This is a genomic window from Rhodococcus sp. ACPA1 (assembly GCF_002300195.1).
In the GTDB taxonomy this organism is placed as follows: domain Bacteria; phylum Actinomycetota; class Actinomycetes; order Mycobacteriales; family Mycobacteriaceae; genus Rhodococcus_F; species Rhodococcus_F opacus.
This window is the reverse complement of the sequence record NZ_NSDX01000003.1, coordinates 1094078-1110859: the sequence shown is the minus strand read 5'-3', so window position 1 is coordinate 1110859 and position 16782 is coordinate 1094078. Positions and strand designations below refer to the sequence as shown.

General features: G+C 68.5%; 15 protein-coding genes. 3 read left to right on the top strand and 12 right to left on the bottom strand.

What is annotated here, in order from left to right; translation table 11 throughout:
• Positions 1 to 289: 289 nt before the first annotated feature.
• Positions 290 to 1447 carry an acyl-CoA dehydrogenase family protein gene (locus CJ177_RS15625; RefSeq protein ID WP_005261386.1) on the top strand — a complete coding sequence of 386 codons (1158 nt, stop codon included), beginning with the start codon at positions 290 to 292 and terminating at the stop codon, positions 1445 to 1447.
• 49 nt (positions 1448 to 1496) lie between these two features.
• The gene (locus tag CJ177_RS15620; protein WP_005251530.1) at positions 1497 to 2261 is read left to right on the top strand and encodes a trans-aconitate 2-methyltransferase; all 765 of its coding nucleotides are present in this window, start codon (positions 1497 to 1499) and stop codon (positions 2259 to 2261) included.
• 26 nt (positions 2262 to 2287) lie between these two features.
• Here the strand turns inward: CJ177_RS15620 and CJ177_RS15615 are convergent, their stop codons facing one another.
• The 6 genes from CJ177_RS15615 to CJ177_RS15590 form a co-directional block, all read right to left on the bottom strand.
• A complete protein-coding gene (locus CJ177_RS15615; RefSeq protein ID WP_061042179.1) occupies positions 2288 to 3229 on the bottom strand; it encodes a TAXI family TRAP transporter solute-binding subunit in 942 nt (313 codons plus the stop codon).
• Positions 3226 to 4656, bottom strand: coding sequence for a HAMP domain-containing sensor histidine kinase (locus CJ177_RS15610; RefSeq protein WP_061042180.1), 1431 nt, complete (start codon positions 4654 to 4656; stop codon positions 3226 to 3228). The genes CJ177_RS15615 and CJ177_RS15610 overlap by 4 nt, the downstream gene beginning before the upstream one ends.
• A 1-nt stretch (position 4657) precedes the next feature.
• Positions 4658 to 5317, bottom strand: coding sequence for a response regulator transcription factor (locus CJ177_RS15605; RefSeq protein WP_005251526.1), 660 nt, complete (start codon positions 5315 to 5317; stop codon positions 4658 to 4660).
• Between the two features lie 15 nt (positions 5318 to 5332).
• Positions 5333 to 6700 carry an MFS transporter gene (locus tag CJ177_RS15600; RefSeq protein ID WP_095868240.1) on the bottom strand — a complete coding sequence of 456 codons (1368 nt, stop codon included), beginning with the start codon at positions 6698 to 6700 and terminating at the stop codon, positions 5333 to 5335.
• A gap of 136 nt (positions 6701 to 6836) precedes the next feature.
• Entirely contained in the window at positions 6837 to 7991 is a 1155-nt protein-coding gene (locus CJ177_RS15595) for a CaiB/BaiF CoA-transferase family protein (protein ID WP_095868070.1), read from the bottom strand.
• Positions 7988 to 9160, bottom strand: a complete 1173-nt coding sequence (locus CJ177_RS15590; RefSeq protein ID WP_005251522.1) for an acyl-CoA dehydrogenase family protein — start codon at positions 9158 to 9160, stop codon at positions 7988 to 7990. The genes CJ177_RS15595 and CJ177_RS15590 overlap by 4 nt, the downstream gene beginning before the upstream one ends.
• A 147-nt stretch (positions 9161 to 9307) precedes the next feature.
• Between CJ177_RS15590 and CJ177_RS15585 the strand changes: the two genes are divergently transcribed.
• A complete protein-coding gene (locus CJ177_RS15585; protein WP_095868069.1) occupies positions 9308 to 10342 on the top strand; it encodes a LacI family DNA-binding transcriptional regulator in 1035 nt (344 codons plus the stop codon).
• Here the strand turns inward: CJ177_RS15585 and CJ177_RS15580 are convergent, their stop codons facing one another.
• The 6 genes from CJ177_RS15580 to CJ177_RS15555 all read right to left on the bottom strand — a co-directional run bounded on the left by CJ177_RS15580 (position 10343) and on the right by CJ177_RS15555 (position 16739).
• Positions 10343 to 11866, bottom strand: a complete 1524-nt coding sequence (locus CJ177_RS15580) for an acyl-CoA synthetase (RefSeq protein ID WP_095868068.1) — start codon at positions 11864 to 11866, stop codon at positions 10343 to 10345.
• 45 nt (positions 11867 to 11911) lie between these two features.
• On the bottom strand, positions 11912 to 12520 hold the full coding sequence (locus tag CJ177_RS15575) for a hypothetical protein (protein WP_005251516.1): 609 nt from the start codon (positions 12518 to 12520) through the stop codon (positions 11912 to 11914).
• A 161-nt stretch (positions 12521 to 12681) separates the two neighbouring features.
• Positions 12682 to 13464, bottom strand: coding sequence for an enoyl-CoA hydratase (locus CJ177_RS15570; RefSeq protein ID WP_095868067.1), 783 nt, complete (start codon positions 13462 to 13464; stop codon positions 12682 to 12684).
• Between the two features lie 43 nt (positions 13465 to 13507).
• Positions 13508 to 14689: a fumarylacetoacetase gene (fahA, locus tag CJ177_RS15565; protein WP_095868066.1), complete on the bottom strand. Its 1182-nt coding sequence runs from the start codon at positions 14687 to 14689 to the stop codon at positions 13508 to 13510.
• Positions 14686 to 15543: a hypothetical protein gene (locus CJ177_RS15560; RefSeq protein ID WP_095868065.1), complete on the bottom strand. Its 858-nt coding sequence runs from the start codon at positions 15541 to 15543 to the stop codon at positions 14686 to 14688. The genes fahA and CJ177_RS15560 overlap by 4 nt, the downstream gene beginning before the upstream one ends.
• A complete protein-coding gene (locus CJ177_RS15555; protein WP_095868064.1) occupies positions 15543 to 16739 on the bottom strand; it encodes a homogentisate 1,2-dioxygenase in 1197 nt (398 codons plus the stop codon). Before CJ177_RS15555 ends, CJ177_RS15560 begins: the two co-directional genes overlap by 1 nt.
• Between the last annotated feature and the right edge of the window lie 43 nt (positions 16740 to 16782).

Sequence of the window (16782 nt, the reverse complement as noted above, 5' to 3'; positions counted from 1 at the left end):
TCACGGTTCATTGAACGTACCGGGGTGCCCGCGATCAATACGCACTCGGCGAAGGCACCGGCTACGTCTGCCTATGTGTCGGCGGATTCGAGGAGCCTCGTGTGCATTGGAGTGCGCTATCCGACCGATAGCCGAACGCCCCTAGCCGGGCCCCGGCGAATCGGGCATTCTCATCCCATGAGCCGCCTCGCCCAGACGCTCGATCCGACGAACAGCCCGAGGTTCGGAAGATGATCATCGGCAAGGGCGTACCAGGCAGTTACGCACTGTAATTCGAAGGAGAAAACCCGTGCAGCGTACGGTGTTCAACGAAGATCACGACGCGTTCCGGAAGACGATCCGCGACTTCATCGCCAAGGAAGTCGCACCCGTCCACCACGAGTGGGAGGGCGAAGGGCATCCCCCGCGCGACTTCTACCGTCGCCTCGGCGAGCTCGGGGTACTCGGCATCCAGGTGCCGGAGGAGTTCGGCGGCGGCGGTGAGAAGAGTTTCAAATTCGCCGCGGTGGTCGGTGAGGAGACGGCGGCCGCCGGAGTCACGTTCGGCAGCTATTCCGTCCACACCAACCTGATCCTGCCGTACCTGCTCGAGTACGCGAACGACGAGCAGAAGCAGCGATGGCTCCCCGGATTCGCGTCCGGCGACATCATGTTCGCCATCGCGATGACCGAGCCGGGCACCGGTTCGGACCTCGCGAACATCGCGACGTCGGCCAAGCTGTCCGAGGACGGGTCGCACTACGTCCTGAACGGCGCGAAGACGTTCATCACCGGTGGCGCGCTCGCCGACCGGATCCTCGTGGTGTGCCGCACCGCGCCCAGCACACCCGAAGACCGCCGGGCGGGTCTGACCATCCTGGTCGTCGACACCACGTCCGAGGGTTTCGCGGTGGGTCGCAAGATCGAGAAGATCGGGCTGAAGGCCTCGGACACCGCCGAACTGTCGTTCACCGACGTGAAGGTGCCCGTGGCGGACCGCCTCGGCGACGAGGGGGCCGGTTTCAGCTACCTCACCCACAACCTCGCCCAGGAACGCCTCTCCATCGCGCTCGGCGGGTCGGCCACCGCGGCCGCCGCGCTGCAGCACGCGATCGCGTACGTCAAGGAGCGCAAGGTGTTCGGCAAGCCCGTCGCGGCGTTCCAGAACACCAAGTTCGTGCTCGCCGAGTGCGCCACCGAGGTCGAGGCGATCCAGCTGATGGCCGACCGCGCGCTCGAACTGCACGACGCCGGCGAACTCACGGTCGCGGATGCCGCGAAGGCGAAGCTGTTCTGCACCGAGGCCGCGGGCCGGGTCATCGACAAGTGCCTGCAACTGCACGGCGGGTACGGGTACATCCTCGAGTACCCCATCGCGCGCCTGTACGCGGACACCCGCGTCTCCCGCATCTACGGCGGCACGAGCGAGGTCATGAAGACGATCATCGCGAAGGATCTGGGCCTCTGACCCCACACACCAACAGTATGGGCGTACTGTTTCGGGCGAGGAGGACTACATGTGGGATCCGAACAAATACCTCGCCTTCGCGGACCATCGCGGGCGCCCGTTCTACGAGTTGCTGTCGCGAGTCGACGCGCGGTCCCCGCGCCGCGTCGTCGACCTCGGCTGCGGTCCGGGAAACCTGACCGTCAGCCTCGCCGAACGATGGCCGGACGCCGCCCTCGAGGCCTCAGACAGCTCACCCGAGATGGTCGAGGCCGCGCGCGAACGCGGCCTCGACGCCAGCAGGCAGGACGTGCGCGACTGGACGCCGGAGCCCGACACCGACGTCGTCGTCTCCAACGCCGCCCTGCAGTGGGTGCCGGAACACCGGGAACTGTTGCGTCGCTGGCCGACCCAACTGCCGTCCGGGGCGTGGATCGCGGTGCAGGTTCCCGGCAACTTCGACGCGCCGTCGCACACGATCGTCCGGGCCCTCGCCTCGAGCGACCGGTGGTCCCGGTTACTGCCGGACGTGCCGTTCCGCGAGAGCAAGGTCGTCGACGATCCGACCGACTACGCCGGTCTACTCGCCGACGCCGGGTGTGCCGTCGACGCGTGGGAGACCACGTACGTGCAACAGCTGACCGGGGAAAACCCGGTTCTGGAGTGGATCACCGGCACCGCGCTCCGCCCGGTCGAGGACGCCCTCGCGGCGCCGGAGTGGGACCGCTTCCGCGACGAGCTCGTCCCACTCCTCGACGAGGCGTACCCCCGGCGACCGGACGGCAGCACGTTCTTCCCGTTCCGGCGCATCTTCGTCGTCGCCCAGGTGCAGTGATCGACCAGGTGCAGTGATCGACCGGCTCAGCCGTGATGTCTCCGGTACGCCGCGGCCGCGCCGGGATGCAGCGGAACCCCCGCGGTGACGATCAGCGACTGCCGGTCCAGGAACTGGCTGCCGGTCGCCTGATCCGGGACCAGTTCCGCCGCGTGGTCGATGAGCACCTCGACGATGGCGCCGGCGGCACTGTCGGTCACGGCCGGGTCGGCGAGCAGCAGGTTCGCGAGACCGATCGTCGCGACCGACGTCTGCTGTCCGTACGTGCCGGGCGGAATCAGCACCGGCTCGTAGCGCGGGCCGAACCGCTCCCGCAGCAACTCCAGTTCGGCGGACAGATCGAGTAGGCGCAGCGGGATCCCGAGATTCGCGAACGACGGGGTGGGCACTCCACCGGCCCACAGAACCGCGTCCACGGTGCCGTCACGCAGCGCCTGCCCCGCGTCGGTCATCGACAGGTGCAGACGCGTCACGTCTCCCGCACCCGCCAGACCCAGCACCTCGAGGATCCGTTCGCCCGTCAGTTCCGCGCCGGAGCCTGTGGCACCCAGGCTGATTCGGGCACCTCTCAGCTGTGAGGTGTCCGCGATCCCGGAATCGGCGCGCACCGCGAGCTGCATGTAGTTCTCGTACACCTTGCCGATGGCGGTGAATCCGGCGCCGGCCTCCATGGCCGCCACGGCGGCGTCGGCGAGGCTCAGAGCCAGTTCCGCGTCTCCTGATGCCAGCGCCGCCAGATTGTCCATCGACCCCGCGGTGCGAACGGGGACGATGCTCACCGGCAGTGCGGCACGCTCCGCGGCCTGGGCCGTCAATTGGGCGAACTCCCAGAAGAATCCGCCCTCCTCACCGGCGGCGAGCCGCAGCGGATCGCGACCGCTGTCCGAGCACGCGGCGAGCACCGAACCCGTGGCCGCGGTGGCTCCCACGGCGACGACGCCGCGCAGAAGTGCGCGTCGCGTGATCACGGCGCCACCCCCGGAAGGGTCAGCGTCACCCGGAGCCCGTGTGGCTGCTCCGCAGCGATCGTCAGCGCCCCACCGCCGCCCTCGACGAGCGCGGTCGCGATGGACAGCCCGAGCCCGGTGCCCTGCTGCGCCGCCCCGGATCCGCGGAAGAAGCGTGACGACAGTTTGCCGATCTCGTCCTCGCCGACCCCGACGCCGTCGTCGCTCACCCGGATCTCGATTCCCGAGGCGGACCGTCCCGTGTCGATCCGGACCGTCGAACCTCGACCGGCGTACGCGTGTGCGTTGCTGAGCAGGACGTCCAGGACCTGCGACAGGTGACTGGACCGGAAATCGGCGACCAGCGGTTCGGCCGGTTCCCGGAGCACGAGGTCCATCGCCGATTCCCCGAGGGCCTCCGTCCAGGCGTCGGCACGGTCCGCGAGGACGGCACCGACGTCGCACCCTCCGTGCGCCGACTCGTCCTCGATGGCGTCGGAGTCGGCTGATTCGGCAGGTGATTCGGCGACGGCGAGTGCCAGCAGTCCGTCGAGGATCCCGCCGAGCCGATCGACCTCCATCCCGGTCCGGCGGTAGGTCTCGGCTCCGGCCTCGGAGACGTGCGGGCCGAGGGAATCCAGCCGGATGTGCAGGGCCGCGAGGGGGTTTCGGAGCTGATGGGCGGTGTCGGCGATCAGCTGCCGCTGCGCCTGACCGGACGCCTGGACGGCGCCCGACATGGTGTCGAACGCCTTCGCGAGTTCCTGAACCTCGGGCGGTCCGCTGTACCGGCCGGTCGGCCGCCCGGTGCTGCGGCGCACCCGCGGACGCGGCGACGGGACCGCGTCGGTGAGGGCGCCGACCCTGGCGGTGAGCGCCCCGAGCGGACGAACGGTCCACCGGGACAGCGCGATCGCCACCGCGGTGACCGCCGCCAGCGCGACGAGCGCCCCCGCGACGATCACCAGCCACGACGTCCGGATGGATTCACGTGCGGCGCGGGTGGACACGTCCAGGACGACGGCACCGTCCACCTGTGCTCCGGTGCCGACGGGCACGGCCGACAGGACACGGTCCGCCGACCACGGGGTCAGCGAACCGCTGATCCCCTGCTTCTGGTTGCGCAGTCCCGCCGTGACCGCCGCGGCGACGTCGGAGTCGTCCGGCGACAGTCCGGCTCCCGCGCGGAGGTTGCCTCTCGCATCGACGATGAGGACGCCCTCGCCGTACAACTCGTGGTAGCGGGCCACCTCCTCCCGCAGCAGCGTGGCACTCCCGGGCGCCTGGGTCTGTCCGGCGAGGCTGGCGAAATGCGTCGCGTCCGCCTCCCGGCTCAGCCGCAGGGCCTGGGTTCTCCCGGCGCTGGTGGCCAGCGCCAGCGGGACGGCGAAGGCCACCACCGCGACGGCCGCGAACACCAGCAGAACGGCGAGTACACGGCGGCGCACGTCAGGTGCCCCAGCGGTAGCCGTACCCGCGGATGGTCGAGATGAGCCCGGGCCGGCCCAGTTTCGCGCGCAGCCCGGTCATGTGCACGTCGAGGGTGCGCGAGATCGCCACGTACGCGTCGCCCCACACCGCATCCATCAGTTGCTGGCGGCTCACGGCGGCACCGGGACGGGTGACGAGCACCTCGAGAAGCTCGAACTCCTTGGCCGTCAACGCCACCGGAGCGCCGCCGACCTCCACCTCACGGGCCGCCAGATCGACCACCACGTCACCCTCGGTGACCGTCTGCTCGGAAGAGGGTCCGGTTGCGCGGCGACGCTGGGTCACGACGTCGAGCCGCGCCAGCAATTCCGCGAGCCGCGCCGGCTTGACGAGGTAGTCGTCCGCCCCGCCCCGCAGTCCCCGCACCACCGATCGTTCGTCGTCGCGGGCGGTGAGGATCACCACCGGAACGTCGCTGACGGCCCGCAGCTGCCGGAGCACCTGCAGGCCGTCCGCGTCGGGGAGACCGAGATCGAGTATCACCGCGTCCATACCGCGATGGCCGAGAAGGAGATCGGAGCCGCGCCGCATGCGCACCGCCTCGTGGCCGTGGGTGGCCAGTGCTTCCACGAGTGCGTCGCCGACTCCGTCGTCGTCCTCGACCACCGCGATCTGCACTTCTCTTCCCTTCGATCAGCTCCGCGAGTCGACCAGCTCGACGTCGTCGTCCGGGGTGTCCTCCCGGCTGGTCGCCCGGTCGAGCGGCGAACCGTCCGAAGTCTCACGCATGAAGAAGTAGACGACGAGCGAGATCGCGATACACCCGGTCACGTAGTAGAAGAATAGCGATTCGTGGCCGGCCCGCTTCAGGGCGAGGGCGACGGTCTCGACCGTTCCGCCGAAGATCGCCAGCGTGAGGGCGTACGGCAGCCCGACCCCGAGCGCGCGAACCTTGGTCGGGAACAGCTCGGTCTTCACGATCGCGTTCACCGACGTGTATCCGGTGACGACGATCAGTCCCAGCATCATCAGGCCGAACGCGACCATGGGGTTCGTCGTCTTCCCGAGCACGGTCATCAGCGGCACGGTCAGGACGGTTCCGCCGATCCCGAAGAAGATGAGCAGCTTCCGGCGACCGATGCGGTCGGACAATGCGCCGCCGATCGGCTGCAACACGATGAACACCAGCAGGGCCGCGAAGTTGATCCACGCCACCGTGTCCTTGGAGATGCCGGACGTGTTGATCATGTACTTCTGCATGTACGTGGTGTACGTGTAGAACGCCACGCAACCACCGAGCGTCAGGGCGCACACCAGCAGGCACTCGCGGGGGTACTGCAGCAGCATCCGGAGCGAACCTTCCTTCGGCCCAGCGTCCGAGGTGTCTGCGTCACGCTTCGCCTCCACCTCGTCGGTGAACGCCTCCGACTCGTCCATCGTGCGACGGAGCCACATCACCGCGACGGCACCGGCGGCGCCGATCAGGAACGGGATCCGCCAGCCCCACGACTGCATGGCCTCCGCGGGCAGCGTCAGCTGCAGGATGATCTGCACACCCAGTGCGATCAGCTGCCCGGCGACGAGCGTGACGTACTGGAAGCTCGAGTAGAACCCGCGCCGGCCCGGCGACGCGACCTCGGCCAGGTACGTGGCGCTGGTGGCGTACTCGCCGCCGACCGACAGTCCCTGCAGCATCCGGGCGATCACCAGCATCACCGGTGCCACGAGCCCGATGCTCGCGTAGGACGGCGTGACGGCGATGACGAGCGAACCCGCCGCCATCACGGTCACCGACAGGGTGAGCGCCGATCGGCGTCCGTGCCGGTCGGCGTACCGTCCCATGATCCAGCCGCCGATCGGCCGCATCAGGAACCCGACCGCGAAAACGGCTGCCGTGGAAAGCAGCTGCGCGGTGGTGTCGCCCTCCGGGAAGAACTCCTTCGCGAAGTACACACTGAACGCCGCGTAGACGTACCAGTCGTACCATTCGATCAGGTTGCCGACCGAACCTTTCAAAACATTGCCGATGACTCGGCGCTCACCCGTCGATGTGGTGCTCACGGGACTCCTCTCGATGCCCTGGATCTCTGCGTTCACACCACAGTGGGTCACGTCACATCGATACGGAAGGGCCGCGGAGCCTTCCTAACACTCCCTTAGGGAAGAGCCCCCGTGAGTACTTGTTAACCGCGGGACGTTAACAAGTACTCACGGCTGGGGTGTCCTCGCCGAGCCGCGGCGGCGCGCTGCGATAGCTCGCCGGGGTGGCGCTGAGCCGGATCGGGTTCGCCACCTGACGCACGGGCCGGTCCCTGCGGGGATCGTCGATCTCGACCACCGGATTCAGCCCGAGCCGCTCGGCGAGCGCCACGGCGTCGGCGATGTCGTTGAGCGGTCCGCACGGGACACCCTGCGCGGTCAGCTTCTCGAACCACTCGTCGGCCGAGCCCGCGGACAGCGCCGCGGTGATGTCCCGGACCAGTTGCTCGCGGTGCGCCACCCGTTGCGTGTTGGTCGCGTACCGCTCGTCGTCGGCGAGTTCGCGCACACCGAGAACCTCGACGAGAGAGGCGAACTGACGGTTGTTGCCCACCGCCAGCACCAGCGGACGGTCGCCGGTCCGGAAGACCTCGTACGGCGCGATGCTGGGGTGCCGGTTGCCCATCGCCTGCGGGACGACACCGGCGCCCACATACCCCGACGTCTGGTTGGCGAGGGCGGACAGCAGCGACGACAGCAGGTTCACCTCGACCCGCTGCCCCTCCCCGGTGCGGTCACGGTGACGCAGCGCCGCCAGGATCCCGACCGCGGCGTGCAGTCCGGTGATGATGTCGACGACGGCCACCCCGACCTTCGTCGGAACGCCGGGTTCGGGACCGGTGATGCTCATCAACCCGCCGACGGCCTGGATCAGCAGGTCGTATCCGGGCAGGTCGTTCTGGCCGCCGAACCCGGTCACCGAGCAGTAGACGACGTCGGGATTGATCTCCCGCACGGCGTCGTAGCCGAGCCCGAGCCGGTCCATCGTGCCGGGAAGGAAATTCTCCACCACCACGTCGGCCCGGGCGGCCAGTTCCCGCGCCTGCTGCAGGTCGGCGGGGTCGCGCAGATCCCAGGCGAAAGACCGCTTGTTGCGGTTGACGGACTGGAAGTAGGTGGATTCGTCGCCCACCCACGGCGGCCCCCACTGCCGGGTGTCGTCCCCGACGCCGGCGCGCTCGATCTTGACCACGTCGGCGCCGAGATCGGCGAGCAGCATCGTGGCGTACGGCCCGGCGAGCACCCGTCCGAAGTCGGCGATCAGCAGGCCGTCCAGGGATGCGCCCCCAGCCGGCTCGAGCGACCCGCTCACCGGAACGCTGCCTCGCCCGTCAGCGCCTTGCCGATCACGAGCTGGTGCACCTCGGACGTTCCCTCGTAGGTGAGCACGGACTCGAGGTTGTTGGCGTGACGGATCACGGGGTATTCCAGCGTGATTCCGTTGGCGCCGAGGATGGTCCGGCACTCGCGGGCGATGGCGATGGCCTCGCGGACGTTGTTCAGCTTGCCCGTGCTGACCTGCTCGGGACGCGCCACGCCGCGATCCTTCAGACGTCCGAGGTGGTACGCGAGCAGGTGGCCCTTGCCGACCTCGAGGGCCATGTCGGCGATCTTGACCTGCGTGATCTGGTAAGCGGCGAGCGACTTGTCGAAGACCTGACGGTCCTGCGCGTAGGAGATGGCCGATTCGAGGCAGTCGCGGGCGGCGCCCATCGCACCGAAGATGATGCCGAACCGGGCCTCGTTGAGGCAGCCCAGCGGACCGGACAGTCCCTTGGCCTCCGGCAGCATCGCGGATTCGGGCAGCCGGACGTCCTCGAGCACGAGTTCCGAGGTGACGGACGCCCGCAGCGACATCTTGTGCTTGATCTCGGGCGCCGAGAAGCCGGGGGTGTCGGTGGGCACGACGAATCCGCGGATGCCGTCGTCGGTGCGTGCCCACACGACCGCGACGTCGGCGACGGATCCGTTGGTGATCCACATCTTGGTGCCGTTGAGGATCCAGTCGTCACCGTCCCGCTTGGCGCCCGTGCGCATGCCGGCGGGGTTGGAGCCGAAGTCGGGCTCGGTCAGTCCGAAGCAGCCGATCGCCTTGCCCGCGGCCATCCGGGGCAGCCATTCCTGCTTCTGGTCTTCGCTGCCGTAGTGGTGGATCGCGTACATGGCCAGCGAGCCCTGGACGGACACGAGGCTGCGGATTCCGGAGTCGACGGCCTCGAGTTCCAGGCAGGCCAGGCCGTAGGCGGTGGCGCTCATGCCGGCGCAGCCGTATCCCTCGAGGTGCATGCCGAGCACGCCGAGTTCGCCGAGCCCTTCCGCCAGTTCACGCACGGGCAGTGCCGCCGCTTCGAACCAGTCGCCGATGTGGGGCCGGATCTTCTCGTCCGCGAATCGGCGCACGGTGTCGCGGATCGCGATCTCCTCGGTGTCGAGAAGCGAGTCGAGGGCGAACAGCTGGGTCAGGGACTGCGGGTCGGACATTGTTCCTCCACGGGGCCGGTGGGGCTGATGTGCAAACGTTCGCGAGAACGATTGCACGAACGATTTCGTCACGTAGACTAAGGCGCGTTCCGGCGGCCGTCAACCACGACGCCCACCGGCCCCCGTCCCCGAGCGCGAGGATTGCCCGTGAACCTGCCGGACCGCCCGACACGCACCTCCGGGCGTCCGCCTACCCTCCGCGAGATCGCCGAACGCGCCGGCGTCCACGTGTCGACGGCGTCCCGGGTGCTCCGGCAGCCCGAGCCGGCCGACGGCTGGTCCGAGGCCGCGCTGCGGGTGCGCGAGGTGGCGGTGGAACTCGGCTACCAGCCCAACCTGTGGGCCGCGAGCCTGCGGACCCGGAAGACGACCACCCTCGGCGTCGTCATGCCGCGACTCACCGACGGCGTGGTCGCGACCATGTTCCAGGGCATCGAGGAGACGGCAACGCAGGCCGGCTACTCCGTGCTGCTGTCGAGCCCACCCGACGACCTCGACGCCCAGCGCCGCGCCATCGAGTTCCTCGTCAGCAGGCAGGTGGACGGTCTGCTGCTCAGCAGCCTGCACAGTCCCGGCCGCGAATTCGTCGACTCGCTGTCGGTGGGGGCGCTGCCGATGCTGCAGCTCAACCGGCACGCCGACGTCGGTCTGCCGTTCGTGTCCGGCGACGACCACCGCGGCGGCTACCTCGCCGGACGCCATCTCCTCGACCGCGGCTTCACCGAGGTCGCCGTCATCGCAGGCCCCGACCATGCCAGCACCTCCCGCGACCGCCTCGCCGGGTTTCGCGACGCGCTGGCCGAGAACGGCATCGAACTCCGCCCGGATCGCGTCGTCCGCTCCGACTTCGACGTGTCCGGCGGTGTCGCCGCGGCCACCGTTCTCCTGGAGTCGGATTCGCGTCCCGAGGCGATCTTCACCGTCAGCGACACCATCGCGATCGGCGTCCTCGGCGTCGCCCGGGACCTCGGGCTGCGGATCCCCGAAGACCTCGCGCTCGTCGGGTACAACGACATTCCGGTGGTCGCCCAGCTGCCGGTGCCGCTGACGACCGTCCGGTCACCCGCGCGCCTGATCGGCGCGACAGGTGTGCGTCATCTCCTGTCGATCATCGCGGGCAACGACGTGGAATCGGTGAAACTCCCGGTCGAGCTGATCGAGCGGGCGTCGACCGGGAAGTAGTCAGAGCGTCGCCCGCAGTTCGCGTTTGAGAAGCTTCCCACTCTGGTTGCGGGGCAGCTCGTCCACGAACACCACCTGCTTGGGCACCTTGAACGGCGCGATGCGCTCCTTGACGTGGGCGATCAACCCGTCCGGCGTCACGCCGGCCGCGTTCTCCCGCAGCACCACCACCGCGGTGATCGCCTCGATCCACTTGTCGTCCGGCGTCCCGATGACGGCCACCTCGGCCACGTCCGGATGCGTGTAGACGGCGTCCTCGACCTCTCGCGACGCCACCAGGATGCCGCCGGTGTTGATGACGTCCTTGATGCGGTCGACGACGGTGATGTACCCCTCCGGGTCCCGCGTCACCAGATCGCCCGAGTGGAACCAGCCGTCGCGGAACGCCTCCGCGGTGGCGTCGGGGTTGTCCCAGTACCCCAGGCACAGCTGGGGTGAACGGTAGAGCACCTCACCGGGCGTGCCGTCCGGAACGTCGTTGCCGTCCGGATCCACCACCCGCGTTTCGACGAAGAACACGGCCTTGCCGCACGACGACGGCCGCTCCTCGTGTTCCTCGGGCTGCAGCACCGTGGCGAGCGGACCGATCTCGGACTGTCCGAAGCAGTTGTAGAACCCGAGGTCGGGGTAGCGTTCACGCAGCCTGTTCAGCACCGTCACCGGCATGATCGACGCGCCGTACTGCGCCTTCTTCAGCGACGACAGGTCGCGGGTCTCGAGATCCGGATGTCCGGCGAGCGGCACCCACACCGTCGGCGCCAGGAACAGCGAGCCGATGCGATCCGCCTCGATGCGCCGCAGGATCTCCGGGATGTCCGGGGTCTGCATCAGATTCACCGAGGCGCCCACCGACAGGTACGGCATCAGGAAGACGTGCATGCCCGCCGAGTGGTACAGCGGCATGCAGATCAGCGGATTGTCGCCGTCGCTCAGCGCGAGGGCGATCACGGAAGACACGTACTCGTGCACGAGACCGCCGTGAGTCATCATGGCGCCCTTCGGCTTCGACGTCGTCCCGGACGTGTACAGCAACTGCGCCAGATCGGTGGACGCGACCGGCGCCGCGAGCACGGGTACGTCGCCGGAGCCGCTGTGGGCGAGAAGCGAGTCTTCGGCGTCGCGCAGGGGCACCACGTGTCGCAGATCGAGGGCACCTCGGACCGAGTCGAGCGTGCCCCTCAGCGCCGGGTCGACCAGCGCGGCGGCGCTCCCGGACTGCGACACCAGATAGGTCAGCTCTTCGCCCTCGAGCGCATAGTTGACGGGGACGTGCACGAGACCCGCACGCGCGCAGGCCAGGAACCCGATCGTGTACGCGTCCGAGTTGGTGCCGTACGCGGCCACCCGCTCACCGGCCGACAGTCCGAGCGACTGCAGGTAGGCGGCCGCTCGGCTGACCGCGTCGTCGAGTTCACGGTACGTCCACGTGCGATCCTCGAACGTCAGCGCCCTGCGGTCGGGGAACTTGGCGGCCGAGCGCCGCAGCACTCCGTCGACGGTGTCGGTACGCGCATCCAGACTCATGCACGAAGGTTATAGGACGTCCAAGTACCTTGCCGGAGGTTTCGGCTACCGTCCTGCAGGCACCAGCATCGGCTCGTGCATGTCGTAGTACGACACGTCGCCCATCAACCGCCCCTCTTCCTCGAACAACGACCTCAGGTCGTCCGGGATCTCGACCTTCTCGTGCTCGCGGGCCTCCGATTCCGAGGTGAAGTACACCGCCTCGACATACCCGCCGTCGCCGTACGTGCACAACGTTCCGCCGAGGATCTCCGGGCGCAGCTGATGAACCTGGGGTTCGGCCTGTTCCAGCAGCTCCCGCATCCGGCTCGCGTCGGTGGTGTGCCCCTCCATGACCTGAACGAATGTCGCGTCGTCCGAGCCTCCACCCATCCACTCCATCACGTCCGGGCAGTCCATGAACGACACGGCACCCTCGAAGCACCTCTCGGTCTCAGCCCACCACGCGCCCTGCTCGGGACGCTCGCTGTTACGCCGGGCCGCTTCGGCCGATTCGAACCGCGCGAGTGCGATGAACGTTCCGTCGTCGCACAATCCCTGGGTGCAGCCCAGGAAGCCCGTCGCTCCTGGTCGCACGTCCTCCGTCCAGCGGTCCATGCACCGGCGTAGGCCGGCCTCGTCGGACACCTTTCCTTGAATAACCTGGATGAACATCGATAGTCACCTCCCGCGGGACGTCGCCCCGCAGTGAGAACGATCTCGGTGACCGACCCGTCGCGGTCCACCGTCAGCGGGCACCGACGGCCCGCGGCCGCAGCCACTGCACACTTGATCCTTCGCCGGTTCGCTGGACCGCGCAATGCAGACAGCGCGCGCTATTTTCCCTGCCACTGCGGTGTGCGCTTCTCGACGAACGCCTGCATGCCCTCCTGGGCGTCGCATATGATCGCGTTGGTGGCCATCGTCTCCGCCATCGCCGCGTAGGCCTCGCCCTGAGGGAGCTCGATCTGCCGGTAGAACGCCTGCTTGCCGATCTTCACCGTGAGCGGGCTGGCCTTCGTGATCTTCGCGGCGAGAGCCCGGGTCTGCGCGTCGAGTTCCTCGGGTGCCACGACCAGGTTCACCAGCCCCCAGTCGGCGGCGGTCTCCGCCCCGATCGTCTCCCCCGTGAGCAGCATCTGCAGGGCGCGCTTACGTCCGATCGCGCGACTGAGGGCCACCATCGGGGTGGAGCAGAACAGGCCGATCTTCACCCCCGGCGTCCCGAACACGGCGTTCGACGACGCGACGACCAGGTCGCACGACGCGGCGAGCTGACAGCCCGCCGCGACGGCCGCGCCCTGGACGGACGCGACGACCGGTTGGGGAATGTCCTGCACGGTCTGCATCATCTCGACGCAGGTGTCGAAGATGGCCTGCTCGTCCTCGAGTGTGCGGCCGATCATCTCCTTCAGGTCGTGGCCTGCGGAGAACACCGGTCCTGCAGCCCTGATGACGACGACGCGGGTGGTGTCGTCGTCGCCCAGCTTCCGAAGCGCTGCGGTGACGTCCCGCATGGCCTCGGACGACAGCGGATTGCGCTGCTCGGGGCGGTTCAGGGTGAGGAACGCGACGCCGGTGTCCGGCTCGGCAGTGGTCTCGACGAAGTTCTCGGTCATGACTACTGCCTACCACCCGTGAGTACTTGTCAACCGCCCGCGGTTAACAAGTACTCACGGGTGGAGCAATGCGGGCCCGCACCTCGCCGAAGCCGATGCGGGTGCCGTTCGCGCCCGGTGCGGTGGCGGAGATGGCGATCTCGTCCCCGTCCTCGAGGAACGTGCGCTTCTCGTCCCCCACGACGACAGGTTCCTGTCCACCCCAGGTCAGTTCGATGAACGCGCCGCGCTGATCCTTCTCGGGTCCGGAGATGGTGCCCGACGCGAACAGGTCGCCCGTGCTGGCGGCGGCTCCGTTGACCGTGGTGTGCGCGAGCATCTGCGCCGGCGACCAGTACATCTGCGCGTACGGCGGACGCGACACGACGTGTCCGTTCCATTCGACGGCCAGGTCGATGTCCAGGCCCCACTTCTCCTCGCCGCGCAGGTACGGCAGCGGCTGCGGATCCTGCGTCGGGGTGTCGATGCGGGCCGCCTCGAGCGCGTCGAGGGGCACCACCCACGGAGAAATCGACGTCGCGAAGCTCTTCCCGAGGAACGGACCGAGCGGCACGTACTCCCAGGCCTGGATGTCGCGGGCGGACCAGTCGTTCACGACGACCGCACCGAACACATACTCCGCGAACTGATCGGGGGTGAGCGTCTCCCCCAGTTTCGTCGGGACGCCGACGAGGAAGCCCATCTCGGCCTCGATGTCGAGGCGGCGGGACGGACCGAAGTCGGGGGCGTCCTGAGCCGGGGTCTTGCGCTGCCCGCAGGGCCGGATGACGTCGGTGCCCGACACGATGACGGTGCTCGACCGCCCGTGGTACCCGACCGGCAGGTGCTTCCAGTTGGGCATCAGCGGCTCGGAGTCGGGGCGGAACAGTCGTCCGAGGTTGGTGGCGTGATTCTCGGAGGCGTAGAAGTCGACGTAGTCGGCGACGGCCACCGGCAGGTGCATCGTCACGTCCTCGACGGCGAACACCGCGGTGTCGGCGATGTCGCCCTGCACGAGTTCGGTGATCTGACTGCGGACCTCGGTCCAGCGGGCCCGGCCCTGCGCCATGAAAGCGTTGAGGGTGGGCTGCGCGAAGACGTCGTCACCCAGGGTGGCGGCGAGATCCACGACGGAATCTCCCACCCGCACTCCGACCCGTGGGGCCGAGTCGGCGGTCGAGAACACGCCGTACGGCAGGTTCTCGATCCCGAAGAGGGAATCGGCGGGGATGTCGAGGACGGTCATGCGTGGGCTCCTTGATCTGCGGAGGCGAGGGCGGAAGACGGCACGAGGTGCAGTGCGACGAGATCCTCGAGGGGTTCGAGGATGCTGCACGTGCCGAAGGATCGGAAGGCGGTGCGAACGGCGCCGACGACGTCGGCCGGGAGGTCGCGCAGCTCGCGGGCGAGCAGTGCGCCGTCACGTTCGGCGAGGGTGGCGGCTACCTGGTCGACGTCGGCGCCGCCGAGTGCGTGCCGGGTGGCGAGCAGCACGTTGAGGAAACCGTGCTGTTCGAATCCCGTGTGCGGATCGGTGTTGCGGACGGCGTGGTGCAGCCCGGCCGTGGCCTTGAACGGAACGCCCGACGCGATGACGGTGGCGAGGGCGGACGCGAGTTCGTCCTCGTCCGGGTAGGCCTCGGCGACCACGCCTCCCGTGCGGAACTTGGCCGCGAACTGGCTACCGGTCAGCGCGGCGAGGAAATCGGCGCGACGCTCGCCGCGCGGAACCTCCACGAACACGTCGAGTCCGGCGACCAGCGTCTCGACGGCGTCCATCGCGGCGAAGAACTCCGCGGCCGTCTGCTCGGCCGGCACCGCGATCTCGAGTGCCACCGCGGTGGCGCCGTCGATCTGCGCGAGGCGGTCCAGTGCGGGTTCGAACGTGGCCGGGCCGCCGGGCAGCGTCAGGCTCAGATCGAGCGCACCGGGTGTCAGTTCGTCGAGCCGGGCGACCGGAAAGACGAAGGGACCGACCAGGTCCGCGTACGGCGCCGACAAATGCCTGGCGTGCGCGGGCACGGCGTCGGGCAGGGGTGCGTTACCGGGCGGGAAGAGGGCGGCGTCGTCGCAGAGGCCGGCGAAGAGGGCGGAGATCACTACTTGGGTCCCCGTCCTGCCCACGTCCACGCGTAGCCCGAGTCCTCGCAGGCCACGGCACCCTCGCCGAGTTCGAGCGGGCGGAACGTGTCGACCATGACGGCGAGTTCGTCGAAGAACTCGGCCCCGATGCTGCGTTCGTACGCGCCCGGCTGCGGACCGTGCGCATGCCCGCCGGGGTGAATCGAGATCGAACCCTGGCCGATGCCGGAGCCCTTGCGCGCCTCGTAGTCTCCGCCGACGTAGAACATGATCTCGTCGGAGTCGACGTTCGAGTGGTAGTACGGCACCGGAATCGACAGCGGGTGGTAGTCGACTTTGCGGGGCACGAAGTTGCAGATGACGAAGTTGTTGCCCTCGAACGCCTGATGCGCCGGCGGCGGCTGGTGCACTCGCCCGGTGATGGGCTCGTAGTCGGAGATGTTGAACGTGTAGGGGTAGAGGCACCCGTCCCAGCCCACGACGTCGAAGGGATGCTGCGGGTAGACCATTCGCGTGCCGACGATCCCGTGCGACGTCCGGTGCTTGACGAGCACCTCGACGTCGGTGCCCTCGACCTGCAGCGTGTCGGACGGCCCGTGCAGGTCGCGCTCACAGTAGGGCGCGTTCTCGAGCAACTGGCCGAACCGGGAGAGGTAGCGCTTCGGCGGGACGATGTGGCTGTTCGCCTCCATCGCGTAGGCGCGCAACGGTTCCGGGCCCTGCGGGATCCAGCGGTGGGTGGTCGACATCGGTATGAGGACGTAGTCGCCCTGCTTCGCCTCGAGCGTGCCGAACACGGTTTCGACGGTGGCGGCACCGGATTCGATGTAGACCATCTCGTCACCGATCGCGTTGCGGTACAGCGGCGACTCCTTGGCGGCGACCACGTAGGAGATGCGGACGTCCGCGTTGCCGAGGATCAACCGGCGTCCGGTGACCACGTCGGTGTCGGCCCAGACCGTATCCGGGAACAGGTCGTGCAACTTCAGGTGGCGCGGCTTGAGCGGATGATTGGGAGTCGTGCTCTGGTCGGGCAGCTCCCACACGGTGGCATCGACGATCGCCGACGGGATGTGGCGGTGGTAGAGCAGTGAGGAGTCGGAGGAGAAACCCTCCTCTCCCATCAATTCCTCGAAGTAGAGCTGACCGTTGTCGTCACGGTGCTGGGTGTGCCGCTTGGGCGGGATGGTGCCCACGTGCCGATAGAACGCCATGACCGGCCTCCCTAGAAGTGCGTGTCCGTAGTAGTAAACACAT